General features: G+C 68.5%; 22 protein-coding genes. 7 read left to right on the forward strand and 15 right to left on the reverse strand.

From position 1 onward, the window contains the following. Positions 1-1,343 (reverse strand): HAMP domain-containing protein (locus AC1DVI_RS04905; RefSeq protein ID WP_476956980.1); only part of this gene is annotated, 1,343 nt, incomplete at its 3' end. A 491-nt stretch (positions 1,344-1,834) separates the two neighbouring features. Between AC1DVI_RS04905 and AC1DVI_RS04910 the strand changes: the two genes are divergently transcribed. Then, the gene (locus AC1DVI_RS04910; RefSeq protein ID WP_476956981.1) at positions 1,835-2,563 is read left to right on the forward strand and encodes a helix-turn-helix domain-containing protein; all 729 of its coding nucleotides are present in this window, start codon (positions 1,835-1,837) and stop codon (positions 2,561-2,563) included. Positions 2,564-2,638: 75 nt separating this feature from the next. Here AC1DVI_RS04910 and AC1DVI_RS04915 read toward each other — a convergent pair whose 3' ends face one another. Further along, entirely contained in the window at positions 2,639-3,814 is a 1,176-nt protein-coding gene (locus AC1DVI_RS04915) for a baeRF3 domain-containing protein (protein ID WP_476956982.1), read from the reverse strand. A 173-nt stretch (positions 3,815-3,987) separates the two neighbouring features. Next, positions 3,988-4,584 (reverse strand): peptidoglycan L,D-endopeptidase MepK, encoded by a 597-nt coding sequence (mepK, locus tag AC1DVI_RS04920; protein ID WP_476956983.1) that lies wholly within the window; start codon positions 4,582-4,584, stop codon positions 3,988-3,990. Between the two features lie 344 nt (positions 4,585-4,928). Between mepK and AC1DVI_RS04925 the strand changes: the two genes are divergently transcribed. Continuing rightward, positions 4,929-6,206 carry a L,D-transpeptidase family protein gene (locus AC1DVI_RS04925; RefSeq protein WP_476956984.1) on the forward strand — a complete coding sequence of 426 codons (1,278 nt, stop codon included), beginning with the start codon at positions 4,929-4,931 and terminating at the stop codon, positions 6,204-6,206. 70 nt (positions 6,207-6,276) lie between these two features. Here the strand turns inward: AC1DVI_RS04925 and AC1DVI_RS04930 are convergent, their stop codons facing one another. Both AC1DVI_RS04930 and AC1DVI_RS04935 read right to left on the reverse strand, forming a co-directional pair. Next, positions 6,277-6,861 (reverse strand): HPF/RaiA family ribosome-associated protein, encoded by a 585-nt coding sequence (locus tag AC1DVI_RS04930; RefSeq protein WP_170295702.1) that lies wholly within the window; start codon positions 6,859-6,861, stop codon positions 6,277-6,279. A gap of 52 nt (positions 6,862-6,913) precedes the next feature. After that, positions 6,914-7,207, reverse strand: coding sequence for a DUF2934 domain-containing protein (locus AC1DVI_RS04935; protein WP_149163097.1), 294 nt, complete (start codon positions 7,205-7,207; stop codon positions 6,914-6,916). Positions 7,208-7,422: 215 nt separating this feature from the next. On the opposite strand from AC1DVI_RS04935, the gene AC1DVI_RS04940 reads away from it, so the two are divergent. Beyond that, entirely contained in the window at positions 7,423-8,721 is a 1,299-nt protein-coding gene (locus tag AC1DVI_RS04940) for a polysaccharide deacetylase family protein (RefSeq protein WP_476956985.1), read from the forward strand. 32 nt (positions 8,722-8,753) lie between these two features. On the opposite strand, the gene AC1DVI_RS04945 is transcribed toward AC1DVI_RS04940, so the two are convergent. From AC1DVI_RS04945 to AC1DVI_RS04985, 9 genes are all read right to left on the reverse strand, one after another. Further along, positions 8,754-9,119 (reverse strand): hypothetical protein, encoded by a 366-nt coding sequence (locus tag AC1DVI_RS04945; protein ID WP_476956986.1) that lies wholly within the window; start codon positions 9,117-9,119, stop codon positions 8,754-8,756. A 130-nt stretch (positions 9,120-9,249) separates the two neighbouring features. Further along, entirely contained in the window at positions 9,250-9,495 is a 246-nt protein-coding gene (locus tag AC1DVI_RS04950; protein WP_476956987.1) for a hypothetical protein, read from the reverse strand. Positions 9,496-10,096: 601 nt separating this feature from the next. Beyond that, positions 10,097-11,263, reverse strand: coding sequence for a sensor histidine kinase (locus AC1DVI_RS04955; RefSeq protein WP_476956988.1), 1,167 nt, complete (start codon positions 11,261-11,263; stop codon positions 10,097-10,099). Positions 11,264-11,523: 260 nt separating this feature from the next. Further along, a complete protein-coding gene (locus AC1DVI_RS04960) occupies positions 11,524-13,584 on the reverse strand; it encodes an amylo-alpha-1,6-glucosidase (protein WP_476956989.1) in 2,061 nt (686 codons plus the stop codon). Continuing rightward, positions 13,577-15,484 carry a malto-oligosyltrehalose trehalohydrolase gene (gene treZ, locus AC1DVI_RS04965; protein ID WP_476956990.1) on the reverse strand — a complete coding sequence of 636 codons (1,908 nt, stop codon included), beginning with the start codon at positions 15,482-15,484 and terminating at the stop codon, positions 13,577-13,579. The genes AC1DVI_RS04960 and treZ overlap by 8 nt, the downstream gene beginning before the upstream one ends. Positions 15,485-15,773: 289 nt before the next feature. After that, positions 15,774-16,028, reverse strand: a complete 255-nt coding sequence (locus AC1DVI_RS04970) for a hypothetical protein (RefSeq protein ID WP_476956991.1) — start codon at positions 16,026-16,028, stop codon at positions 15,774-15,776. A gap of 29 nt (positions 16,029-16,057) precedes the next feature. Then, the gene (locus tag AC1DVI_RS04975) at positions 16,058-17,233 is read right to left on the reverse strand and encodes a zinc-dependent alcohol dehydrogenase (protein WP_476956992.1); all 1,176 of its coding nucleotides are present in this window, start codon (positions 17,231-17,233) and stop codon (positions 16,058-16,060) included. Beyond that, positions 17,230-17,967: an SRPBCC family protein gene (locus AC1DVI_RS04980; protein ID WP_476956993.1), complete on the reverse strand. Its 738-nt coding sequence runs from the start codon at positions 17,965-17,967 to the stop codon at positions 17,230-17,232. Before AC1DVI_RS04980 ends, AC1DVI_RS04975 begins: the two co-directional genes overlap by 4 nt. Further along, positions 17,964-18,398 carry a DUF3775 domain-containing protein gene (locus AC1DVI_RS04985; protein ID WP_038526583.1) on the reverse strand — a complete coding sequence of 145 codons (435 nt, stop codon included), beginning with the start codon at positions 18,396-18,398 and terminating at the stop codon, positions 17,964-17,966. Before AC1DVI_RS04985 ends, AC1DVI_RS04980 begins: the two co-directional genes overlap by 4 nt. A 204-nt stretch (positions 18,399-18,602) precedes the next feature. Here AC1DVI_RS04985 and AC1DVI_RS04990 point away from each other — a divergent pair, with 204 nt between their 5' ends. From AC1DVI_RS04990 to leuA, 4 genes are all read left to right on the forward strand, one after another. Next, on the forward strand, positions 18,603-19,262 hold the full coding sequence (locus AC1DVI_RS04990) for an alpha/beta hydrolase (RefSeq protein ID WP_476956994.1): 660 nt from the start codon (positions 18,603-18,605) through the stop codon (positions 19,260-19,262). 75 nt (positions 19,263-19,337) lie between these two features. Then, positions 19,338-19,727: a CidA/LrgA family protein gene (locus AC1DVI_RS04995; RefSeq protein WP_476956995.1), complete on the forward strand. Its 390-nt coding sequence runs from the start codon at positions 19,338-19,340 to the stop codon at positions 19,725-19,727. After that, complete coding sequence (locus AC1DVI_RS05000) at positions 19,724-20,446, forward strand: LrgB family protein (RefSeq protein WP_476956996.1); 723 nt, start codon at positions 19,724-19,726, stop codon at positions 20,444-20,446. The genes AC1DVI_RS04995 and AC1DVI_RS05000 overlap by 4 nt, the downstream gene beginning before the upstream one ends. A 390-nt stretch (positions 20,447-20,836) precedes the next feature. Further along, a complete protein-coding gene (leuA, locus tag AC1DVI_RS05005) occupies positions 20,837-22,537 on the forward strand; it encodes a 2-isopropylmalate synthase (RefSeq protein WP_476956997.1) in 1,701 nt (566 codons plus the stop codon). A gap of 182 nt (positions 22,538-22,719) precedes the next feature. Here leuA and glyS read toward each other — a convergent pair whose 3' ends face one another. Continuing rightward, positions 22,720-24,807 (reverse strand): glycine--tRNA ligase subunit beta, encoded by a 2,088-nt coding sequence (gene glyS / locus AC1DVI_RS05010; RefSeq protein WP_476957158.1) that lies wholly within the window; start codon positions 24,805-24,807, stop codon positions 22,720-22,722. Positions 24,808-24,809 lie beyond the last annotated feature (2 nt).

Below are 24,809 nucleotides of genomic sequence, written 5' to 3' on the forward strand. Positions count from 1 at the left end.
ATGACCGCCTCGACCGTGTCGGTCAGGCGGTTGATGCCCGCCGACATGGTCTTGTAGAAGCCGTCCTTGCCGGTCAGGTCGAGGCGGCGCGACAGGTCGCCCTTCGACACGCCGTCGATCAGCGCGGCGATCTCCTCGCCGATCGCCGTTTCGCGGGCGCGCTGTGCCTCGTCGGCGCGGCGCTCGGCCTCCAGGCGCTCGCGCTCGGCCTCGTCCATCGCCTTCTTCTGGATGGCGTTGTCCTTGAACACCTGAACCGCATGGGCCATCCGCCCGATCTCGTCGCGGTTGGCCAGCGCCGGGATGGTCACCGTCAGGTCGCCGCCGGCGAGGTTCGTCATCGTCTCGGTCATCGACACGACCGGCTTCACGATGGACCGCGCCACCGCCCAGGCCAGAAGCAGGCCGAACAGGAAGGCGCCGGCCGCGATCGTCATGTTGGCCGACAGGGTGCGGTCCATGCTGCCGGTGGTTTCGGCCAGAACGCCGTCGCGATCCTTGCCCTCGATCGCGACGGTGCGGTCGGAGAGGTCGGCGAACTCGACCCCGCGGGCGCCCATCACATCGACCAGCCGGGCGTTTTCCAGCATGACGGCGGCGGTCTCGCGGAACAGCGAGACGTAGCGGTCGGCCAACTGGTCGGCGGCCAGCGCGGCGGCCCGGCGCGCCGGGTTGTTCAGTCGCTCGGTCGCCCGGCGGATGGCCTCGCCGAAGGCGTCGTCACGGGCCGACACCTCCGCGATGATCGACTCGTTCGGGCTGGTGAAGAAGCGCGACGCGGCCAGCCGCGCCAGCAGCAGCTGCTCCTGCGCGAGGGCGGCGTTGGCCGCCGCCTCGTGCTCGCCGTCGGCGATCAGGGTGGAGACGAGTTGCGAGACGGTCTCGCGCGCCTTCTCGCCCGCCGGGACGAGCTGCTCGGCGTAGAGGCGGTCGCGGCGCAGGCGAAGCTCCGCCAGCGTGTTGAAGTCGGTCACGTAGTTGGCGAAGACCTGGTTCATACGCTCCAGCAGGGCACGACGCTCGCCGGTCGTTCCGTCGAGCGCGCCCCGCAGGTCCTTCACGAGGGTCGCCTGGACGGCGCGCACCTGATCCGCCACCTTCGGGTCCCCGAACGTGTTGAAGGTCAAGGCGAGGCGGCGCATCTGGGCGACCTGTGCGTCGATGGAGCTGACCTGGATCGAGTGGTTGCTCACCGCCGCGTAGGATTCGAAGCCATCCCGCGCCACCCCGAGGCCCCGTACACCGATGGCGACGACCACCGCAAGCAGCAGAAGAACCACGAGGAAACCGAAGTAAATGCGGGTTCCGACTTTGAAGCGCCCCGCCAGACTGCTTGTCTGCATCGACCTGATCCTTTGATTGCGATCCGGCGGCGCAGGGGAGCGTCGCCGCCGATCATCGCCGCCTACCGGCCCCACCATGCCGACCCTGCCGGCCCGGTGCGGCCTGTGGCGCGAACTCCATCCGATGCGACCTATCCGAATTTGATTATCAAAGTGTTTCCACACCAACCCGCGGGCTGCGAATTCCCACAATTCGACATATTCGGCATGCTTGCCGCCCCGTTCCACCCCGTTTGTTTCCCTGCCACCGCGGCGCAGCCGCCACGCAACCGACACGCGCGATGCCGGCAGAACACCGCAATCAACGTTTTCAGCTTCCCGGCGCCGCAAGGGCGTCAGAGAGTCGATATGCCGTTATGCCTGTCCAAGTCATGGCACCGGCGCAGTAATTTCAGAGATTCCGCTTGCCTGTCCGAAAGTTCTGTGTGAACAATCTTGGCGACATTCTCAAATCCTACATATTTATTCGCAAGCATTGGAGTTCCGGATCCATGAGCGAACCTGCGGTACGCAAAAGAGGGCGACGCGGATCACCCGAATCCTGGTCGGTCGACGCTCATGTCGGGCAGCGCGTGCGTATGCGCCGCACCTTGCTGGGTATGAGCCAGGAGAAGCTGGGCGAGGCCATTGGCCTGACGTTTCAGCAGGTTCAGAAATACGAACGAGGCTCCAACCGCATTTCCGCCGGGACGCTTTATCGTCTCGGACTGGTACTTGGCGTTCCAGTCAGCTTTTTCTTCGATTGCTATGACGACCCGCAAGCCCTCCCCGGAAAAGCGCCCGCCGCGGACGACGCCCGGATCAGTGACAGTTCGATCAGCCGCCGCGAAGCGCGCATGCTGCGCTTGTGGCGGGCCGCACCGGACAGCGTAGGCGACGAACTCTTGTCGCTTCTGAGTTCCCTGTCGCCCCATCTGCGCGACGCACGGGAGGAGGGCGAGTCGGGGGACCCCGCGTTTCCGGCCGCGGCGCCGACGACCGCCTTTTCAGCGGGGGGGATCGTGCTGGCGGGTCCGGCATCGCCGAAGGCAGGCACCGTGGCACCGGGCGGCAAGGCGGTTCTGAAGACCGCCGCCAAACCCCGCGTCAAGGCCGATGCGGCGCCCGGCGGAAAGCGGCGGCGCCATGGTGCCGTGTGGGACCCGGCGGACATTTACCGCGCCGGAAAGGCGCCCATCGGCAAGCCCAGCGTCGGCAAGCCCAGCAAGGTGTCCACCTGACGACGAGTCGACGGCGGGGCGGCGCCATCCCACGCCCCCCGCCAGCCGGAAAGTTGAAGCGCCGGAAGTTCAGAATCAAAAGCGCAGGATCGCTGCGGTCGAGGCGCCGGACGGCAGTTCCTCCTTGGTCACCACATGCACCTCCCCGCCGCGCAGGAGCGTTTCCGTGGCGGCCTCCTCGACAAGGTCGATGGCGCCGTCCGTTTCGTGGTGCAACGGAAAGGCCCGGTGATAGTCTTCCCGGAAGTGGCCCCAGACCTTGCCGTTCTCGGCCACCAGAAGAACCCCAACCCGTCCCTCGCGCGCCGCCACCATCACATCCTCGGCCCGCGTCGTCGTCCGCTCCGCCGTGTTGCGGTCGCCATAGAGGGCGTTGAACCGCTCCACCGCCGTCCGCCGTGTCGACTCGAACATCGGCCGCACCACCGCATAGGCGCGGCGATGCAGGTCGTCGATCTCCAGGGCGTCGGGGTTCGTCACGACCCCATCCTCCAGTATCCCTTGAAGATGTGCATCTTTGCGCAGATGCCCCTGGATCTCCTCGTCGGCCACCAGAACGAGCGGGCCGCGGAAGGGTTTCAGATGATCCCGCACGCGGCCGCCGACCCGCCCGAGATACTCGATGAGATGGGCCTTGCGCAGTTCCTCGGGGTCTTCGCCGAAGTTGTGCGTCTTGACCATCGACACGCCGCCCCGATCCGTGCGGTCGGCATGGCGGGCCGGCGGGGCGGAGTGCAGGTTGTTCTCGTAATTGGTTTCGGCATGGATTTCCGCGACACCCTGCGGCAGGCCGGCATCTTCCTCCGCGATGCCGTGACGGGTCGCGCAGAACAGGCGGGCACGACCCGCCGTGACGGCCAGGATCATGAAGGCTCCGTCGTCCGCCAGCAGCGGCAGCAGCGGCCGCAGCGTGAAGCGGGAGTTGACGACCACCTCCTCCGGCAGCTCGACGGGCACGCGGTGGATGGCCGACACGCCCTTGGCCAGGAAAATCGCCAGACCACGGTCCATGTGGCGCCAGAACTCGTTCTGCTCCAACAGGTCGGAAGCCGGCTTGAGGAAGGCCTCGGCGTCGGGCCGGCGCAGGCCGTGCTTCTCGCACAGCTGGTCCTGTGCCTTGGAGAGCAGGTTGCGCAGCCGGATCACGTCTTGGCGGATGTCGCGCCCGGCGATGTGGGTGGGCAGGAAAATGGACACCGCCGGGGCGGCATCGACGGTCAGGAGTCGTTCCAGATCGTGTTTGCAGAACATCGCCTTCGTCGCCCTCCGTGTTGCTCGTTCGGGGGAATTCCGATTGGAGCAACCGGCGTGTCGGCCCATGGTTCCGGGGTGCCTACCGACTGGGCAGGCCCCCGGGACACGGCGTACGGCAAGTCAGCCTATGACGCCCGTGACGATGATCTCGCCCAGCCATGGACCGCAAGTCACCAAGCGCGGACCGGGCCGGTGTCGATGTGCACGAAGCCGCTGCGCGGGTAGAAACCGACACCGCCGGCCTCCATGCCGCGGGCGGCGGTGGCGATGGCCTTCAGTTCAACATCCGGCAGCATCACGTCGATGGCCATGCCGCGGGTGTGGTAGCTTTCCTTCGCGACCCCGCGCGAGCGGCGGCGGGCCATGGCGTTGGTGCGGCGCGACCGGTACCCGCAGATGACCCGGAAGGGCTCGTCGCTGTCCAGCGTCTGGTGCAGGCGGGCCAGGACATCGAACAGACGCGGGTCGTAGCGGCCGACCTGCTTGGCCCGATGGTCGCGCAACAGCACGTCCAGCTTCTTCAGCGCGTCCGGGCGATAGGCGCCATCGGCCCAATAGACGCCGCTGAACTGCTCGTTGGTGTTGATGTTGTGCAGGGACAGGCGGCGGACGCCGCCGGCCAGGGGGGCCGCAAGGGCCGGTGCGGCGGGCACCAGGACCGGAACGGCCATGGCGGTCAAGGCGGCGGCGGCGAAGGTCAGAAACCCACGGCGGCCGGTCTCGCGCCCATTCAGCGGCGCGGCACGGTCGTCATTCCCCAAAAGCATCACTCCCTATGCATTTTGGTGATCGGGCCGCACCGTTCCAGCGCCGGACGACCCCCTATGGATTGTTCGAATAAGACCAAATTTAGTATGGTCATAGCGAACGACTATTTCCTATAGGCTAGGGCTTGACCGGGATCAACCCGAAAATGGCCCGAATCGGTCACAATTCGGCTTCCGGTCGTTCGCGGCACCGGCACCGCGGGACGGTCGCCCCTCGGCCGGAGGCCTTACGCCGATTTCCCGACCCTATCGAAGCGCGTCCCCGCCTCGCCGGGCAGGGGATCACGTACTACATTTGATAGAAAGGACGGGGGATCGGACCTCCCGCCAGTCGAGGACGGACCATGCACGCATCCCAGACGCTTACCGACCGACGACGCCGCCCGGCGCCGATCCTGGCCGCGCTGACGCTGGCGCTGTCCGTGATCGCCGGTTCGGCCGCCACCCGGGCCACCGCCGAGGCGGCCTCCTACCGCGACACCCTGACCGGCTGGGCCGACCGGCTGGACGCAGCCGCCACGGTGCTGGAGGCGGCACCGGAGCGCCCGGTCACCCGCACCGGGTCCGGCCCGCTTCTCAAGAAGGGCAGCAGCGGCGAGCGCGTGGAACGGTTGACGCAACGCTTGGCCGAATTGGGTTTTCTCGACCGGGCACGCCAAGGCGATGTGTTCGATGACCGGGTGGACACCGCGGTGCGCGCCTTTCAGTTCGCCCAGCGCATGAAGGTGGATGGGCTGGTCGGCGGCGGAACGCGGGTGGCGTTGGACCGCAGCCCGCAGGAGGCGGCCGTCCAGATGCGGCGCAGCGCGCTGTCCATGCGCGCCTTCCGCGACACCGCCCCCGACACCGTGATTTTGGTGAACCTGCCCAGCCAGACCACCACGCTGGTCCGCGACGGGGAGGAGGCCCTGACCATGCGTTCGATCGTCGGACGCCCGTCGCGCGAGACGCCGCTGCTTCAGGACCAGATCACCCATGTGATCGTGAACCCCACCTGGACCGTGCCCCCCACCGTCCTCAAGGAGGACAAGCTGCCCCTGCTGCGGGCCAAGGGCACGCCGGGCATCGCGAACGCGGTGGTCTACCTGGACGGTGCCCCGGTGGAGCCGGCGGTCGTGGACTGGCGCAACGTCTCGCCGCGCCGCGTGCGGATCGTCCAGCAGCCCGGCGACCACAACGCGCTGGGCCGGTACCGTTTCAACATGACCAACCCCTACAACATCTATCTGCACGGCACCAACGAACCGAGGCTGTTCGAGCGCGAGGTCCGCACCGTCAGTTCCGGCTGCGTGCGCCTTGAGGACGCGCGCGGCATGGCCGAGGCGCTGCTGGCGACCGAGCATGTGTCCACGATGCGGCTCGACCGCATGCTGGACCGGCAGGAACCGCAGTGGATCAAGCTGAGCCAGCCGGTGCCGGTGCGCTTCGTCTATTGGACGGCGACGGTGGACGACCGCGACGCCGTCCGCCTCCACCCGGACATCTATGACCTGAATGAGGACCCCGTCCCCGCCGCGGCGCCGGACTCGACAGACCCGACCTCGGCCGATCCCACCTTGGCCGATCCCACCTTGGCCGATCCCACCTTGGCCGACCCGATGCCCCCGGCCCAGAGGGTTTGACCCGAAGGCAAACAACTCAAAGAAAGTGGCCCAAAGAAAAAGCCCCCGCCGGTTCGCGGGTGCTTTCACGTCAGGTGGCCCGCAATTCGGTGTCGGATCCGGACGCGCGCCAGACCTTGGAGGCGGTCGGACCGGTGTCGCCCGTGGCTTCCACATACTTCACCGGATCGCCGGTCTTGAGCTGGTCCATGTCGACGTTCAGGCAGCTGTTCCGGTGGAAATAGAGCTGCGTTCCGGTGTTGGTCGTGATGAAGCCATGGTCCTCGTTCGGGTTGAGCTGCGACACGCGGCCGGGCTGTTCCGGATCATGGACCTTCACATCGCGGCGCATCTTGTCCTTGTATTCCTTCAACTGCCGCTCCGCGGCTTCGAAGGCGTCGCGGATCGAGGTCCGGGCGTCGGGATTGGCGTAGCGTTCCTTCGCTTTGTTCGGCTTGCGGCTGACCACGATGTCCTGGCCCGGCACCATCAACTCAATGTGGACGTCGAAGACGTTGCCGGTCTTGTGCTGGCGGTGCTGCGCTTCCACGGCGACCCGCATGCCGACCAGCCGGTCGAACAGCTTTTCCGTCTTTTCCGCCCGTTCGCGGATGTAGGCCTCCAGCTCCGGCTGGGAGTCCATGTTGTGGAAGGCGATTTCCAGGTTCGTGTCCATGGGGGTCCTCTTTAAGCACGACATGACGAAAGCGGCGTGGCGCGGGCCGCGTTCAGGAGTCGCGGGCTTGGCCGGGAATGCGGAACTCCTCGCCCTGATCGGCGATGCCCGGCATCTCGCCCTGGTTTTCCATGCTCAGCACGGGCTCGACCGGCTCGGTCCGCTCGGCGGTGTCGTCGGGACCGCGGGCCGGGTTCGGGCGCAAGGTGTCCCGGTAATTGTCCTCAATGGCGATTTCCTCGCGGGCCAGCGTCCAGTGGTCCGCGGCGCGATCCTCCGGACGGCCTTCACGCTCCCAGATCTGGTGAGCGCGCGCTCTGATCCGGCTTTCCAAGTCGTCCGCCATCCGGGCTGCCTCCTTTCGGTTCTCGTTCCGCGCCCGTCATGCCTTCCTGTGGGAATGGGCTTTTAGACCGGGCGCGCTTCCCGTCAACCGTGCCGGAACACCGAAGTTCCTCACCAAGGGATGGTCGAAACGGGGAGGCCGACGGACCCCGCGCCGTTTGAATTAATCCCGAAGGGGTGGTATTCGACGAAAGCGACGATCCGGAGGATAAATGTGTGAACCGGCCTGAAAGCGGACGCTCCCTGACGTCCTGCCTCCTCACGGGCATGCGCCGCTTCCGCACCTCTCTATTCGCGCTGCCGCTGGCCGCGGGGACGCTGATGGCGCTCCCGGATACCGCCGCCCGCGCCGCGGACGGACCGTCGCTGCTGCAACTCGGCCTTTTCCAAAGGGAGGGCGATGCCTGGTGGGCGTGGGACAGCCTGCGCCGCCGCTCCCCCGATCTCGCGGACGGGCTCAGCCCGGCGGTCGTTCCGCTCGACGCGCGGCGCCAGGGCGAGGGTGTCGCCCTGCGGGCCACCGCCCCCGTGGGGCTGGACGTGACGGCGCTGTGCCGCCGCATGCTCGGCGCCGGGTTCGGCTGCCTCGTTCTCGACGCGCCCCCCCTGCCCGCACCGCCCCAAGCAACGCCTCAGGCAACGCCCCAAGCGCCGGAGATCAGGCCCCCCGCCGACAGCGCACAACTCGCCACGCCACGCCCCGGCGGGGACGGCAAGGCCGACGTCGCGATCACCTACCCCCCGGAAGCCGCCCGGACCATGGCCGCCATTGAGAAATCGGTGCGCCGCAAGGGCCGGCTGGGCGCGGTGATCCCCGACACGGCGCTCGACGTCATGCCGGCAACGCTGAAGGAGGAGGGCTGGAACCTCTGCGCCCTCACCTTCGACGACGGGCCGCACCGTGTGGTCACCCGCCAGATCCTGGACGTGCTGAACCGCGAGAAGATTCCCGTGACCTATTTTCCGGTTGCCAGCGTCGCCGAGAACCAGGGCGAGGTGATCCGCGACTTCATCGCCGCCGGGCACGAAATCGGCAACCACAGCCTGACCCACGCCGACCTGCGCGCCATGGACCCCGACGCACAGCGGCACGAGATTGCCGAGGCCAACCGCATCCTGCGCGGGTTCGGCGCCAACCCGGTGCTGTTCCGGCCGCCCTATGGACGCTACACGCCGGACCTGCTGGCGATCGCCCGCGAGGAGAGCATGAGCCCCGTGCTATGGACCGTGGACACCCGCGACTGGCAGGTCCGCGACCCCGACCGCATCGTGCAGCATGTGAAGACCGAGGCGGGAACCGGCAGCGTGCTGCTGCTGCATTCCACCTACCCGTCCACCCTGAACGCCCTGCCCCGCGTGATCGCCGCGATGCGCGCGAAGGGCTGCGAGTTCGTCACCCTGTCGGAATGGATCGAGCGGATGCACCAGATCGCCACGCCGGCCACGGCGATGGTCCCCACTCTGGTGAAGGCTGGGGCAAAGGCCGGCGCCGCCCCCCTCCAAACCATCAACTGAGCGGCGCCGGCCGCTGAAGCGGACCAGACCCCTTACTTTCCAGTCTTCTGCTTGCGGATCTGCAGATATTTGCGGATGGTCGCCTCGACCTCCGGCGGCAGCATGTTCCAGGCGCCGGACACCGACCCGCCCTTGACGTCCTCGATGGTCACGGTGGCGGCGAAGGAAAACTTGCCGCAGGCGTCATCGATCCGCACCGTGATGCGCGCGGTCTGGCTGGGGATCAAGGACCCGTCGAAGCCGGTCGCCACGAAACCCTTGTGACTAACCCCGGCCAAGGGGAAACTCTTGCCATCGAACTCGATCACGTTCGATGGGCCAGCGGACGCGTTGGGCCGGCGCGGCGGCGCCTTCTTCTCGTCCTTGACGGTCACTTTCAGAAAATCGAACAACCCCATGCACCGCCCCCGCCGAACAGCGCCGTCCATCGCCACGGCGTCGTCACTTTATGCGCGGACTTGCAAAAAGGGGCAACCGTGATTTCCCCGGCGCGATTTCCCTGGCGTGATGTCCCCGGACGGCGGTGCTTCAACCTGGCGGCGAAGCCATCGTCCCACGACGCTCCGACCCGGCGGCCAGCGCCCTCTGCGCCTGCCGGATGCACAGCAGGGCGAAGGGAAGCAGGACAACCAGGACCGCCACCATGCCCACCGCCACCGTCAGCACCCCGGCCACATCGGCATCGCCCAAATGGGCGGCCAGGGTCAGCAGCAGATGGAGGATCAACGCGGACAGCATCGCCGCCGCCGACGCCGGAACGGCAAATCCTTGCACGCGCCGGCACCGCGATTCACCGGTCGCCGCGCGCCACGGCCATCGCGGACGCGCCGCCGGGCAAGACGTCCCATAGACATCCAGCATGGGCACCCCTCCCGTCATTGCTCATCCGGCGCCGATTGGATTGAGGCAATACGGCGGGATGAGGCGCGACCACTATAGCGGCAAAAACGCGCGGAACCTAAAATCTGAAGTACTTATTCTGATTGGACGGGCCTCCCGCCAAAGGTTAGGGGCCGGGTGCCGACTCCCTCACCTCCCGCGTAGGCTCTCCACAGAGTCTGTGGATAACTGTGTTGACAAGGCCCGGCTTTTCCCGATTCGAGTCAAGCGCGACAAGGCCATAGCCCGATTTGCCCAAATTTTGAGCATGTCACACAAACCATTGAAATGCATCGCCTTTCCAGATTCCGATGGGTGTTGCAGCGCTCACGCCTGTCAATTGGATTCTGATGCCGGACTCCCGGCGCGGCGATTTCGCGCGGGTCTGTGCCCTGTTGACAACTGAAGGTTCGAACTCCCCGCAAGGGGCACTCCGATCTCGCCGTTTCTTCTCCGACCGGTCGAAACGGTTCGCCCGACCATCCGTTCGCCAGCGTCACAATCCGCCACACCCTCCCGGAGTCAAGGCCACCGTCACCGCGGTTCCACCGCCCGGCTTGCTGAAGACGCGGATTCCGCCGCCCATGCGCTCGACCAGCGCCTTGCAGATCAGCAGGCCGAGGCCGCTCCCCACCTCCCCGTCGGCACCGGGCGCGGCGTGGTGCGGGTCGATACGGAACAGATGGGGCTGAAACTCCTCCGGAATGCCCAGCCCATTGTCCTGAACCCGCACGGTCACCCGCCCGTCCGTCAGGGCGGCGGTCAGCATGACGATGCTTCCCGAAGGCGAGAAGCGCACCGCGTTCTCGATCAGATGCTTCAGCACGGTGCTCAGCGCGGACAGGTCGCCCAACACCGGAAGGGCGACGATGCGGTTGACGATCAGGATATCGCGGGCGCGGGCGCGCGGCTCCAATTCCTCCAGCACGTCCTGGAGAAGGCCGCCCAACTCATAGACGCGCAGATCAAGCGGCACCTGATTCAGCTGCAGGCGGGACCACAACGACAGGTTCTCGATGGTCCGCATCATCTGCCGCCCGGCGTCGCTGCACAGCGCTGCGTAGGCGCCCAGATGCGCGGTCCCCGGCGCTTGGCTGCCGACCGCCGGATCGGGAGACGCCACGTCGGAGGATATCATCTGCGTCGCGCCAAGGATGGCGCTCAGCGGATCCTTCAGCTCCTGGCAGATCTGCCCCAGGAAGCGGTTCATGCGCGCGACCGCGTCCGCCAGCTGGTCCACCCGCCGAGCGCGCTGCGTCTCCTCTTCGACACGGCGGGTGATGTCGGTGACGAAGATGCAAAAGGCCGGCGCCGTTCCGCCGGTCTCGCCGTCCAGCCGCGAGTCGTTGAAGATCGCGCGGACCGGCGTCCCATCGGAGCGGATCAGGGTGACGTCGTAGCTGCGGTGCGGAGTCAGGTCGCGGATGGCCGCCTGCCGCTCCAGGACGCTCCGGCTGTCCTCGGCCACATAGGCCAGCAGGTGGTTTCCGATCAGCTCCCCGGCCCGATAGCCGAGCAACGCGCACAGCGCCGGGTTGACGCCGACGGTGACCAGCTCGCGATCCACCACCCAACAGGGCTGAGCGGTCTGGTCCAGGATCCGCTGGCCCAAACGGTCCCAATCGACCGCCGGGCGCGTGGGCTTCGACAGCAGTGCCAGCATGACCCCTCCCGACATTATCCTGTGCGGGTCGCTCACACGGCCGTGAGTTCGTGCATTTTCTTTCTCAACCCGCCAGCGATCATAGACACGGGCGGCAGAAACCTTCAACAAAATGTGGGTTTCGCCAATGTTATAGACCCGTCATCGATTCGCGCTTTCTCCGCACCTCCGCTTTCTGTTCAGTAACCAGCCGGCTTTCGCACCCTCTCTCCTTAAGTTCTTATGACGCTTTTCATAGGCTGTGCGGGGAGGGGAGCCGGTCACCGATCCTCGGCCGTCGCCGCCCAGCAACGCAGGACTTCCGCCACGCTCCAGGCCTGCGAGATGCAGCCGCGCGGACTGAAGGGCGGCTCGGCGTCGAAGATCTCGGAAATGGTGCCGATCCCCGCCTGGTCCAGATGGGGCAGGAAGCCCTGGAGCAGCTCGCGCGCCCCGGCGTTGTCCTCCGGGTGCAGCTTCAGCCACGCATCGACATAGGGGCCGATCAGCCACGCCCAGACCGTGCCCTGGTGATAGGCGGCGTCGCGGGCGCGCAGATCGCCGAAGTATTTCGACTTGTAGTCGCGCTGTCCCGGCGCCAGCGAGCGCAGCCCGACCGGGGTCAGCAGCCGTTGCCGCACCGTTTCCACCACCGGCTCCCAGCGGGCGCGGTCGAGCACCGGGTTGTCGAGCGAGACGGCGAAGATCTGGTTGGGCCGGCAGGCGTCGTCGTCCCCCCGCTCCCCGTCCACCACGTCATAAAGGTGCCCGGCGTGGGCGCACCAGAAGCGCGCGTTGAAGGAGGCGCGTGCCCGTTCGGCCAGCTCCTCCAGCGGGCGGGCGGCCATGGCGTCGCCCTCCTCGGTCAGCCAGCCGGCGGTCAGGCACAGCGCGTTGTACCAGAGCGCGTTGATCTCCACCGCCTTTCCCCGGCGTGGCGTGACCACCCAGTCCTCGACCTTCGCGTCCATCCAGGTGAGCTGGTAGCCCTCCCGCCCCTGGCGCAGCAGCCCGTCGCCCTGGTCCACGGTGATGCCGAAGCGGGTGCCGCGCCGGTGATGGTCGATCACCTCGACCAGACGGGGCAGCAGCAGTTGCAGCGTGTGGCGGTCCCCGGTCGCGTGGACATAGCGGTTCAGCGCGTGGAAGAACCACAGTGTGGCGTCGGCGGTGTGGTACAGCCCCTCGTCCTTGCCGTCGGGGAACATGTTGGGGATCAGCCCGTCGCGGATGTAATGCGCGAAGGTGCGCAGAATCCAGCCGGCCTCCATGTGGCGCCCGGTGGTCAGGGTCAGCCCCTCCAGGCTGATCATGGTGTCGCGGCCCCAGTCGGTGAACCAGTGGTAGCCGGCGATCACCGTGCGCACCTCGTCCCCCTCGGCGCGGGCGCGCATCTGGTCGGCGACGCGGCCCGCCGGCACGAACAGGAAGCTGTCCGCCGACAGCACCAGCTCCGCCATCGCCCCCTCGCGCAGCGACGGATGGGCCGTCCCGACGATGCGGCGCCGCCGCTCCTTCTCGAAGCGCAGGACATCGGCGGGCGGCAGCGCCCACAGCCGTTGCCAGGGCTCCGTCGCCGCGACGAAGCTCAGCGTCTGGCCCTGGCTGAGCGGGCCGCTGAAATAGCCGGGCGTCCACAGCGAGCCGCGCGATTCGTACCCACGCTCGGCCTCCACCGGATAGACGATGTCGCGCCGCGCCCCGCCGTCCAGGGTCAGGGGAAGCTCCGCCCCCTCGATGGTCATGCGCAGCACCGGCAGTTCCGGCCCCGCCCAGATCTCGTACTCGTGGCCGCGGGCGGTGACGCGGTAGTCGCGGGCCAGCGGCTCGTCCACCGCCGATTCCAGCTTGCGGAAGGCCATCACCGGGCGCAGGCGCAGGAAGATCGGCTGCGGTGCCTTGACCACCCGGTAGGTGACGTGGACGATGTTCTGCAAGTGCGGCAGCACGATCTGCTTCTCGATCACCACGTCGCCGAATTCGTAGCGCCAGACCGGCAGCCCGGACTCCATGCGGAATTCGGCAAGACCGGAGGGGGCGGCGTCCGACGGGTAGTTCGGGTCGGGCCACTGGTCCGCCTGCGGGTTGTGGCCGGTCAGCCGCCGCTCGGTGCCGTCCGGCTCAATCAGCACGTCGTTGAGCTGGCTCAGCATCACCACGCGGCCCAGCGGCGCCGGCAGGGCCGCCACCAGCAACCCGTGATAGCGCCGCGTCACCGCCCCCGACAGGGAGGAGGAGGCGTAGCCGCCAAGCCCGTTGGCGACCAGCCATTCGCGGGACAGCGCGGCGTCCGGCGCGGATCGCAGGGCGTCGCTGGTGATCTTGCGGATGAAATCAGCCATGGGCCTCCTGAGCGCTCGCGCCGTTGTCTTCGCCCCGTTCCCCGTCCGGACGTTCCTCGTCCGGAACAACGTCCTTGGCGGCCAGGACGACCGCCGCGTGGCCGGGAAGCCGCCAGCCACCGTCCGAGGATTCCAGCGGGGCGATGCCGCAGCCGCCGTAACGCGGGTCCTCGCTGGCCCACAGCGGCGTCCACTCCCTGCCAACCGGCGGCGCCAGCAGCGGTTCCGGCAGGACGTCTAGCCGCAGGTCGCGCCCCAGATTGACCAGCAGCAGCCGGTCGTCTCCCGCACCGCCCTCCTTCGCACCGCCCTCCTTCGCACCGAAGACGCGCAGGACGAACGCCTCCTCGCCCAGCACGGCGCCGTCCAGCCCGCCGTCGCCCTGTGCGCGGAACACCGGGTCCTCGCGGCGCAGGCGCAGAAGGTCGCGGTGCAGCGCCCAGACTTCGGCGTGGGCGTCCCGTTCCGCGTGGTCGAGCGTGCAGCGCCGGAAGGTCTCCTCGTCCTGCGGGCGCGTCAGATGGGCGCGCATGGCGGGGGTGGCGAGGCTGGAAAACTGGGACAGGAACTCCGCCCGTCCCGTCTCCACCTTGGCGGCCAGATCGGGTTCGTGGTCGGCGAAGTAATAGAAAGGTGCGCTGGCCGCGAACTCCTGCCCCTGGAACAGCATCGGCGTGCCGGGGCCCAGCAGCGTCAGCGCGGTCAGCGCCCGGAAGCGCCCCGGCGTGGTCAGGGCGTGGATCCGCTGGCCGCGGCCCGAATTGGCGATCTGGTCGTGGTTCTGGAGGAAGGTGACAAAGGCCGGCCGCGGCAGCTCATAGGCAGGCGTCCCCCGCCGCTTGCCCTGCCAGCGGTACCATTGCCCCTGATAGAGGAAGCCGTGCTTGACGGCCGACAGCAATTCCTGCGGCGTGCCGCGGTAGTCGGTGTAGTAGGCCTCGTTCCGCCCGGTCAGCGCGACCTGGGCCGCGTGGTGGAAATCGTCGTTCCACAGAGCGTCCAGCCCGCAGCCGCCCCGCTCCACCGGAGTGGCCATGGCGGCATGCTGGGATTCGTTCTCCCCGATCAGCAGCGTGCCGCGCCCGCGCGCCGCCTGGCGGACGGCCTGCCCGATCTCCTGGATGATGTGCGGGGTGGAGCGGTCGAATATCTGCTGGGTGGCGTCCAGCCGCAGCCCGTCGAGATGGTACTCGTCGATCCAGAAGGCGGCGTTCGCCCGGAAGAACTCCCGCACCGGGCCGCAGTTCGGGCCGTCGAAGTTGAGCGCGTCGCCCCACTCGTTCTTGTAGCGGGTGGTGAAGTAGTCCGGGGAGAAGCGGGACAGGAAATTTCCGCTTGGGCCAAGGTGGTTGTAGACGACGTCCAGGATCACCGCGAGGCCCAGCGCGTGGGCGCGGTCCACGAAGCGCCGCATGTCGTCCGGCCCACCGTAGAGCCGGGTCGGGGCGAACAAATCCACCCCGTCGTAGCCCCAGCCGAAGCGGCCCGGGAACTCGGCCACCGGCATGAGTTCCAGGACGGTCACCCCCAGCTCCGCCAGACCCGGAAGTTCGCGCGCCGCCGCCGCCCAGTTGCCCTCCGGCGTGAAGGTGCCGATGTGCATCTCATAGACCACCTGCCCGCGCAGGCCGCATCCCGCCCAGCCGGCGTCGGTCCAGGCGAAGGCGGACGCGTCCACGACCTGCGACGGCCCTTCCGGCCCCTCGGGCTGGAAGCGGGACGCCGGGTCGGGGAAGGCCGGGCCGTCGTCCAACCGGAACCGGTAGAGGCTGCCCACCGGCACCCCCTCCACCATCGCGGAGAAATAGCCGTCGCCCTCCGCGTCCAGCGCCACCGCGCGCTCCTCCGGTCCGACCAGCAGCCGGACACTGCGACAGGCGGGCGCCCAGACCCGCGCCAACACCCGGTCACCGGGCGCGGGTTCGACGCCTATGGGACAACGGCGGACGGCAAAGGCCGAGCCGCCGGCGTGCGCTGCATCGGGAGGACTCGACACGGGATGTTCCACCGCACTGTTTCGACCACCGCCCCCAACAGGCGCCGACCGGCTTCGTCCCATGGGCGACGGGGTTGATGACGAACATCTGCGGTATCATCGAAGGGAGCGCCACGAGATGTTGTGCGCGTTCTTCGTCACCCGCCCGTTGGGCGACTCCGCGGGAGCCGAGCCCGCTGTCGTTGCATGAGTCCTACACCCGCTCCCCGAAGCTCTCCGCCGCGGCGTCGATCACCGCGGGGTGGGCGCGCAGCCTGTTGAGGGCGGTGTCCCGCTGGGAGTCGTCCAGTTCCAGCGTGACGATGACATCGACGGCGCCGCCGCGCTCCGCGTCGCGCTCCTCGCGTGCGGTTTGGGCAACGTGGCCGCAGCGGTCGCGCAAGTCCCCGACGATCTCGGCCTCGACGCCGCGCCCCTTCTCCGCCAAGTAGGCGTAGACGATCTTCATGGCCTTCCACCCCTTATAACGGCCCGCCGTTACGGCGCGAAGACGACCCGCATGCAGTCGTCGGCCTTCTCCTTGAACATGCGGTAGCCCTGGGGGGCGTCGTCCAACGCCCATTTGTGGGTCAACAGGTAGGATGGGTCGAGGTCGCCCTTCTCGATGTGCTCGAACAGGCGCTTGACGTAGCGCTGGCCGTGCTGTTGGCCCATGCGGAAGGTCAGCGCCTTGTTCATCGCCGCTCCCATGGGGAACTTGTCGATGAGGCCGCCATAGACGCCGACGATGGACAGCGTGCCGCCCTTGCGACAGCACTGGATCATCTGGCGCAGGACGGCGGGCCGGTCGCTCTCCAGCCGCAGGGCCTGCTTGCCGCGGTCGTACAAGTCCTCCAGGGCGGAGGCGCCGCTGTCGGCCTCCATGCCCACCGCGTCGATGCAGACGTCCGGCCCGCGCCCGCCGGTCATCGCCAGCAGGGCGTCGTAGATGTCGACGCGGCTGTAATCCAGCGTCTCCGCACCCGCTTTCATCTGGGCGGCGCGCAGCCGGTCGGGGAAACGGTCGATGCCGATCACCCGCTCCGCCCCCATCAGGAAGGCGCTCTTCATTGCCATCTGGCCGACGCCGCCGCAGCCCCAGACGGCCACCACGTCGCCCGGCTTGATGTTGCTCATGTCGGCGGCCATGTAGCCGGTCGGCACGGCGTCGGAGACGAAGACCGCCTGCTCGTCCGTCACTCCCTCCGGCACACGGAAGCAGTTGGTGTCGGCGAAGGGGACGCGGATGTATTCGGCGTGGCTCCCGGCATAGCCGCCGAAGGCGTGGCTGTAGCCGAAGATGCCGGCGGTGCAATGCCCGTAGGCCGCCTCCTCGAAGGCCGGTTGCGGGTTGGAGTTGTCGCAGAGCGAGAACTCCTCGTGCTGGCAATGCCAGCATTTGCCGCAACCGATGATCGACACGGTGATCACCCGGTCGCCGCGGTTCAGCCGCGTCACCTCCGGCCCCTTCTCGACCACCTCGCCCAGGAATTCATGGCCGATGATGTCGCCGGCCCGCATGGTGGGGACGTAGCCGCCGATCAGATGCAGGTCCGACCCGCAGACCGAGGACAGGCCGACCTTGATGATCGCGTCCTGCGGGCCGAGGATCGTGGGGTCCGGCACCCGCTCCACCCGCAGGTCGTTCACGCCGTTCCAGCAGAGCGCCCTCATCCCGTCACCTCCTGCATTCGCGACCGCGACCCGCCCCGCTCGGCCCGCCCGCTCGGCTGGCCGTCGATGGTGGGAAGCTCCCCGACCTCCATGATCCGCTTCAGGCGGCGCAACGCCTCGCGCGCCTGCTGCTCAGGCGCGGCGCCGAACAGCCGGGACACGGCGTTGCCGCCAGCGCCGCCCGGCGGGTGGTAGGCCAGCGTCAGGCTGACCTCCGTCCCACGGCCGCCCGGCGCCGGACGGAACAGGACGGTGCCGCGGTGCGGCAGATCCGCCCCCTCCAGCGTGTGCCAAGTGATGAGTTCGTTCTCCCGGACCTTGTCGAGCCGGCTGTTCCAGACCACCGGAACGCCGCCGGGGCCATGAGCCTTCCAGCGGCTTTCCGTGTCGGACAGGATCTCCACGGCGTCGAGGTGGGGGAACAGCGCCGCCAGATGGCGGACGTTGCGCCAGTGGCGGAACAGTTTCTCGGCCGGGACCGCGATGGTGACGTTCGCCTGGGTGGTCGTCGGCTCCCGGCGCAGCGCCGGCAGCGCGGCCTGCCGCAGCGGGCTGGACAGCGGAACCCCCGCCGCCCCGGCGAGAAACAGCCCGCCGCCGAGCGCAGACAGCGTCCAGCTTCCCCGCCGCACCCCGGCAAAACCCAGCGCCGTGCCGCCGAGGATGGCGGCCCAGCGTTCGAGCGTCCCGGCGGAGCCCTCCGGGCGCCACCCGCCATCCCGGCCCCTGGTCATTGCCCGTCCTTCTTCTTCAGCAGGTCCAGCTCGTACAGCCCCTTCATCAGGTCGCGGTGCAGGTCGATGCGCTCCGCGATGTCGGTGTAGTGGGTGGCGTCCGGGGCCCGCCCGGCCTCGTCCAGCGCGCGGTCCCACTGGTTTCCGGCGAAATCGCCGCGCCCGACGAACATGACCGCGCGCAATTCCATCCGCTGTTCGGGGGTCAGGTCCTCCAGCATCCGGTTCAACTGGCTCAACGCTCCACTGGCGTCGGAAGACAGGATGCTGAGGGCGTCGAGATCGGTCGGGTTCCGCGAACCGCGTTCGCTGGTCTGCTCCCCGAGGTCGATGTTGCGCATTCCCGCGAGGAAACGCTGGCGGTCGGCCACGGCCTCGTACGCGAGGTCGGCGGCCTGCTTCACGGTATCGACCGAAATCTGTTTGAGCATGTGTCGCACTTCTTTTCAGTTGCACGGCTTTGCCCGACGCCAACAGCCGGGCTGCGGAGGCATCGGAATGCGGCCCGTGTCGCGGACCGCCTCTCGGCACAACCGGAGACGGTGCGGCGAGGTTCCGAAGCAGCACGCCGGAGCAACAGAGATGCCCGGTGGCTTGTTAACTCCCGCAAGACCTTGGCAAGCCGGAGAACACCCATGCCGCTCCTGTCGGCGCAGATCGGCGAAACCGTGGACGAGGGGTTCGCCCCCGTGCGGATGGACACCGACCGCGGCACCGTGGACGCCCGTCTCTACACAGCACCCGGTGGGCATAAGGCGGCGGGAACGCTGGGCGTCATCTGGCTCGGCGGCGTCGGCGGCGGCTTCGACTCGCCGGCCCACGGGCTTTATCCGCGGCTGGCCAAGGACCTCACTCCGGATGGCATCGCCTCGCTGCGCATCCGCTACCGCAACCCCCGCGCGCTGGACGAGGCGGTCTACGACGCGCTGTGCGGCCTGACCTTTCTCGGCCGGATGGGCATCCACCATGTCGCCCTGGTCGGCCATTCCTTCGGCGGCGCGGTGGCGATCCAGGCCGCGGCCTCGAACCGCGGCGCGGTCTGCACGGTGGTGACGCTGGCGACCCAGGGGTTGGGCACCGACGCGGTGGCGGACCTCCGTTGCCCCGTGCTGATGATCCACGGCGAGGCCGACGAGGCGCTGACGCCGATGTGCTCCATCCACGTCCACCGCATGGCGCGCGAGCCGAAGAAGCTGGTCCTGATGCCCGGCGCCGGCCACTGTCTGGACGAGACCGCCGAGGCCGTCTGCCGCGAGGTGCGCGACTGGCTCAAGGCTCAACTGCTGGCGCGGTAGGGCATATCCTCTCCCCCCATGGCACCCTCCGGGATTAGGCTGCGGCCACCTCCCCGAAAAGCCCGGAGCCTGCCGATGCTCGGCACCCTGACCCTACTTCTCTCCTGCCAGCTGGCGGGGGAGCTGACCGCCCGCCTGCTGCATCTGCCCGTTCCGGGACCGGTGCTGGGCATGGTCCTGCTGTTCGTCGGCCTGCTGGTCCGCGGCGGCGTGCCGGAGCCGCTGCAGGAGACGGCGGGCGGCATCCTGCGTCACCTCTCCCTTCTCTTCGTTCCGGCGGGCGTCGGGGTGATGGCGCACCTGAACCGGCTGGAGGCGGAGGCCCTGCCCATCGTCGCCGCCCTGCTGGGCAGCACGCTGATCGGCGTCGCGCTGACCGCCTGGGTGATGAGTATCCTGAGCCGCCGCGGCCCGGACGCCGAATCCGGCAACGGGAAAACCGGCAGTGGGGAGAACGCGCCATGAGCCCCGATTTCCACGAGATCTGGGTCTATCTGTCGGCCAGCCCGCTCGCCGGCCTGACCCTGACGCTGGCCGCCTATCAGGCGGGGATGTGGGTGTTCGAGCGGTTCGGGCGGCGCCCCGCGCTGAACCCCGTGATGATCGCGGTGCTGCTGATCGCCGCGACGCTGATGGTGGCGGGGATCGACTACCGGACCTATTTCGACGGCGCGCAGTTCGTGCATTTCCTGCTCGGCCCGGCCACGGTGGCGCTGGCGGTCCCGCTCTACCGCCAGTTCCAGCAGGTCCGCCGCTCCGCCGTGGCGCTGCTGGTCGCCCTGCTGACCGGCTCCGCCGCGTCGGCGCTGAGCGCCGTCGCCATCGCCTGGGCGCTGGGCGCGTCGGAGCGGACCATGCTGTCGCTGGCGCCGAAGTCGGTGACCTCCCCCATCGCGATGGGCGTGTCGGAGCAGATCGGCGGCCTGCCCTCCCTGACCGCGGTCTTCGTGATCCTGACCGGGATCATCGCCGCGTCCTTCGGCACCTGGGTCCTGAACCTCGTCCGTGTGACGGACTGGCGGGCGCGCGGCTTCGGCATGGGGGTGGCCGCGCATGGCATCGGCACCGCCCGCGCGCTCCAGGTGAACGAGGTGGCGGGGGCCTTCGCCGGGTTGGGGATGGGGCTGAACGGGCTGGTGACGGCGATCCTGCTGCCGGTCCTCTACCGCCTGTTCTTCAGCTGAAACCCCGCTCCGCGACAGAAGATTTCATGGAATCGCGGCTTGACAGAGCAAGCCTGCCTGCGCACAGTGTGGCCCATGACCCGCATCGACCACACGAACGCCCTTCTGCGACTTATCACCCCGGCGCTTTGAGCGTCCGGGTCGTCTGCGTTCGTCTGCCCTGTTTCCTGGTCGAAGTGTTTGTTTTCCCATGAGCACCCACAGTTTGCGCCATTTCGGCACGCGCCCTTGCGGGGTGAGGCGTGTCTCCCGGCTGGGGCCGGGGCTGCGACTTAGGAACGGTCGCTGAGCCGCCCGGCAGCTCGGCGACCGTAGTCCCGCCGGTCCCCACACGACACGAGACAACGCCCCGCCGCACGAACCGGGGCTCCCAAGGGATCACGAAGCGTCATGAACCACATCGCCACCCCCGCCGCCGCCACTTCTGCCTCTAAGCACGAGAAGTACGTCCCCTTCGCCCCGGTAAAGCTGACCGACCGCCAGTGGCCGAACCGGACCATCGAGAAGGCGCCGGTCTGGTGCTCGGTGGACCTGCGCGACGGCAACCAGGCGCTGATCGAGCCGATGGGTCCGGACCGCAAGCGCGCGATGTTCGACGCGCTGCTGAAGATGGGCTTCAAGGAGATCGAGATCGGCTTCCCCGCCGCCTCGCAGACCGATTTCGACTTCTGCCGCGAGATCATCGAGGGCGGCAAGATCCCCGACGGCGTGACCATCCAGGTGCTGACCCAGGCGCGTGAGGAGCTGATCCGCCGCACCTTCGAGGGCATCAAGGGCGCCAAGCGCGCCATCGTCCACCTGTACAACTCCACGTCGGAGCTGCAGCGCCGCGTCGTCTTCGGGCTGGACCGCCAGGGCATCGTCGACATCGCCGTCGCCGGCACCAAGCTGATCAAGCAACTGGCCGCCGAGCATCCGGAGACCGAGATCGTCCTGCAATATTCGCCGGAGAGCTTCACCGGGACCGAGCTGGAGTTCGCCCTGGAGATCTGCGAGGCGGTGATGGAGACCTGGGGCGCCGACGCCGCCAACAAGGTCATCCTGAACCTGCCGGCGACGGTGGAGATGTCCACCCCGAACATCCACGCCGACCAGATCGAGTGGTTCTGCCGCAACATGAAGAACCGCGACGCGGCGATCATCTCCCTGCACCCGCACAACGACCGCGGCACCGGCGTCGCGGCGGCGGAGCTGGGCATGCTGGCCGGCGCCGACCGCGTGGAAGGCACCCTGTTCGGCAACGGCGAGCGCACCGGCAACGTGGACGTCATCACGCTGGCGCTGAACCTGCTGACCCAGGGCGTCGATCCGGAGCTGCGCATCGACGACATCAACGAGATCGTCCGCGTCGCCGAATACTGCACGCAGCTGCCCGTCCATCCGCGCCACCCCTACGCCGGCGAGCTGGTCTTCACGGCCTTCTCCGGCTCGCACCAGGACGCCATCAACAAGGGACTGAAGGCGCTGGCCAAGTCCAACCACGGCACCTGGGAGGTTCCGTACCTGCCCATCGACCCGCAGGACCTGGGCCGCAGCTACGAGGCGGTGATCCGCATCAACAGCCAGTCGGGCAAGGGCGGCATCGCCTATGTGCTGGAGAAGGATTACGGCATCCAGATCCCGCGCCGCCTGCAGATCGAGTTCTCCAAGACGGTGCAGCGCATCGCCGACGAGTCCGGCAAGGAGCTGGCCCCCGCCGACATCCACAACGCCTTCAAGGCCGAGTATCTGGACATCGACGCCCCGCTGGCCCTGATCGAGCATTCGACCGAGCCGCGCGGCCCGAACTCCGGCGCCCGCGTGCTGAACGTGGTGGTGTCGCGCGACGGTGTGGTCAGCACGCTGAAGGGCTCGGGCAAGGGTCCGATCGACGCCTTCCTGGACGCGCTGCGCCAGGGCGCCGGCATCGACCTGCATGTGGTGGACTACCGCGAGCACGCCGTCGGCGAGGGCGAGGACGCCCAGGCCTGCGCCTATGTCGAGGTGAAGACCAAGGACGAGCGCACGCTGTTCGGCGTCGGCATGGACGCGGACATCGTGACCGCCTCGCTGCGCGCCCTGGTCAGCGCCGCGAACCGCGCCTTGCGGTAAGGGGTTTGGGGATAAGAGAAAGGGGCGCCCGGKGGGGCGCCCCTTTTTTGTTGGGGTGGTGGGGAGTGGCCGAGACGGGCCCCCACCCTGACCCTCCCCCGCTGACGCAGGGGAGGGAAACGTAGCCCGCCCCTGCGCCGCGGGGGGGGGGGGGGGCCACCGCAACGGCACCCCCTCCCCCGTCACCCCTCGATACGCGAGAAGTCCGCGACCGCATTCAGCGTCGCCCGGATCTGGCTGAGCAGCCGCAGGCGGTTGGCGCGCAGATCGGCCTGCTCGGCGTTCACCGTCACCTTGTCGAAGAAGGCATCCACCGGGCCGCGCAGGCGGGCCAGCGCCGCCATGGTGCCGGTGAAGTCCTCCTTCGCCAGCAGCGGCCGGGCCGTCTCGCCGGCGGCGGACAGGGCGCCGTAGAGGTCCTTCTCCTCCGCCAGAGTCAGCAGGGCCGGATCGACCGGCTGGTCGTAGGCCTTGCCGTCCTTCTTCTCCTCGATGCGGACGATGTTGCTGGCGCGCTTGTAGGCGGCGAGCAGGTTCGCCCCCTCCTCCGACCCGACGAAGGTCTGGAGCGCCTTCACGCGGGCCAGCAGGCGGACGAGATCGTCCTCGCCGCCGAGCGCGAACACCGCGTCAACCAGATCATGCCGCACACCCTGGTCGCGCAGAGTGACCTTCAGGCGGTCGGCGAAGAAGGCCATCAGGTCGGTGGCGACGCCGTCGGCCGCGGCGAAACCGCCGACCGAATAGGCGCCGTGCGCGGCCTTGAACAGTTGCGTCAGGTTCAGCCGCAGCCCGTTCTCCAGGATCAGCCGGATGATGCCCAGCGCCGCACGCCGCAGCGCGTAGGGGTCCTTCGAGCCCGTCGGCTTCTCGTCGATGGCGAAGAAGCCGACCAGCGTGTCGAGCTTGTCGGCCAGCGCCACGGCGACTGACACCGGCGCGGTCGGGCACGAATCAGACGGCCCGAGCGGCTTGTAATGCTCGGCGATCGCCTCGGCCACCGCCGGGTTCTCGCCCTCGCCCAGCGCGTAGTAACGGCCCATGATGCCCTGGACCTCGGGGAACTCGCCGACCACCTCGGTCACGAGGTCCGCCTTGGACAGCAGAGCGGCGCGGGTCGCGGCGTCCGCGTCGGCGCCGATGGCGCGGGCGATCTCGGCGGCCAGGACCTGGACGCGGGTGACCTTCTCCGCCACCGTGCCGAGCTTGGCGTGGAAGGTGATGGCGCCCAGCTTGGACACGCGGTCTTCCAGCTTGGTCTTGCGATCCTGGTCCCAGAAGAACTTGGCGTCGGACAGGCGCGCGCGCAGAACGCGCTCGTTGCCGGCGACGATGGCCTTGCCCCCGTCCGCCGTCTCCGTGTTGGCGACCACGACGAAGCGCGGGGCCATCTTTCCGGCCTGGTCCAGCAGCGCGAAATACTTCTGGTGCGTGCGCATGGAGGTGATGAGGACCTCCGACGGCACGTCCATGAACTTCTCGTCGATGGTGCCGACCAGCGCGACCGGCCATTCGACGAGGCCGGCGACCTCCTCCAGCAGCCCGTCGTCGGGGGAGAGGGTCAGCCCTTCCTGCGCGGCCAGCGCCTCGGCGTCGGCCTTGATCTTGGCCTTGCGCTCCGCGCGGTCGAGCACGACGTGCGCGGCGCGCAGCTTGGCCTTGTAGTCGGCGAAGCCGGTGACCGTGAAGGCGTCCGGCGACAGGAAGCGGTGGCCGCGGGTGCTGTTGCCGAACACCAGCTTGCCCTGCGCGCCGCCCAGGTCGAACGAACCCTCCAGAACCGCGCCGCCGAACAGCGCGATGATCGAGTGCAGCGGGCGCACCCAGCGCACCGTGCCGGTACCCCAGCGCATCGACTTCGGCCACGGGAAGTCGCCCATGACCGCCGGGATGATCTCGGCCAGTACCTCCGCGGTGGCGCGGCCCTTCTTCTCCGCCACGGCGAAGTAGAAGACGCCCTTGCCGGTGTCGCGCTGCTCGCACTGGTCCAGGCTGGTCAGGCCGGCGGACTTCAGGAAGCCGGCGACCGCCTGCTCGGGCGAGCCGACGCGCGGCCCCTTCTTCTCCTCGCGGACGTCGGCGGTGCGCTCCGGCAGGCCGTCGATCACCAGCGCGAGGCGGCGGGGGGTGGAATGGGCCTCGGCCGACGCGAAGGTCAGGCCGTTGGCGGCCAGCTTCTCGGTGACGAGGCGCTTGAGGTCGTCCGCCGCGCGCGCCTGCATGCGGGCCGGGATTTCCTCAGAGAAGAATTCGATCAGAAGTTCGGGCATGT

Source organism: Azospirillum sp. P4_B5 (assembly GCF_056402275.1).

Coding starts and splice junctions, on each gene's coding strand:
- AC1DVI_RS04955 (WP_476956988.1), bottom strand. CDS start 11,263: ATGCTGGCACTGCTGTCGAAGCCCACGCGCCCGGCGGTCGATTGGGAC.
- AC1DVI_RS04960 (WP_476956989.1), bottom strand. CDS start 13,584: ATGGCTGATTTCATCCGCAAGATCACCAGCGACGCCCTGCGATCCGCG.
- leuA (WP_476956997.1), top strand. CDS start 20,837: ATGAACCACATCGCCACCCCCGCCGCCGCCACTTCTGCCTCTAAGCAC.
- AC1DVI_RS04995 (WP_476956995.1), top strand. CDS start 19,338: ATGCTCGGCACCCTGACCCTACTTCTCTCCTGCCAGCTGGCGGGGGAG.
- AC1DVI_RS04915 (WP_476956982.1), bottom strand. CDS start 3,814: ATGTTCTGCAAACACGATCTGGAACGACTCCTGACCGTCGATGCCGCC.
- AC1DVI_RS04910 (WP_476956981.1), top strand. CDS start 1,835: ATGAGCGAACCTGCGGTACGCAAAAGAGGGCGACGCGGATCACCCGAA.
- AC1DVI_RS04925 (WP_476956984.1), top strand. CDS start 4,929: ATGCACGCATCCCAGACGCTTACCGACCGACGACGCCGCCCGGCGCCG.
- mepK (WP_476956983.1), bottom strand. CDS start 4,584: ATGCTTTTGGGGAATGACGACCGTGCCGCGCCGCTGAATGGGCGCGAG.
- AC1DVI_RS04990 (WP_476956994.1), top strand. CDS start 18,603: ATGCCGCTCCTGTCGGCGCAGATCGGCGAAACCGTGGACGAGGGGTTC.
- AC1DVI_RS04975 (WP_476956992.1), bottom strand. CDS start 17,233: ATGAGGGCGCTCTGCTGGAACGGCGTGAACGACCTGCGGGTGGAGCGG.
- AC1DVI_RS04985 (WP_038526583.1), bottom strand. CDS start 18,398: ATGCTCAAACAGATTTCGGTCGATACCGTGAAGCAGGCCGCCGACCTC.
- AC1DVI_RS04930 (WP_170295702.1), bottom strand. CDS start 6,861: ATGGACACGAACCTGGAAATCGCCTTCCACAACATGGACTCCCAGCCG.
- glyS (WP_476957158.1), bottom strand. CDS start 24,807: ATGCCCGAACTTCTGATCGAATTCTTCTCTGAGGAAATCCCGGCCCGC.
- AC1DVI_RS05000 (WP_476956996.1), top strand. CDS start 19,724: ATGAGCCCCGATTTCCACGAGATCTGGGTCTATCTGTCGGCCAGCCCG.
- AC1DVI_RS04935 (WP_149163097.1), bottom strand. CDS start 7,207: ATGGCGGACGACTTGGAAAGCCGGATCAGAGCGCGCGCTCACCAGATC.
- AC1DVI_RS04980 (WP_476956993.1), bottom strand. CDS start 17,967: ATGACCAGGGGCCGGGATGGCGGGTGGCGCCCGGAGGGCTCCGCCGGG.
- AC1DVI_RS04945 (WP_476956986.1), bottom strand. CDS start 9,119: ATGGGGTTGTTCGATTTTCTGAAAGTGACCGTCAAGGACGAGAAGAAG.
- AC1DVI_RS04970 (WP_476956991.1), bottom strand. CDS start 16,028: ATGAAGATCGTCTACGCCTACTTGGCGGAGAAGGGGCGCGGCGTCGAG.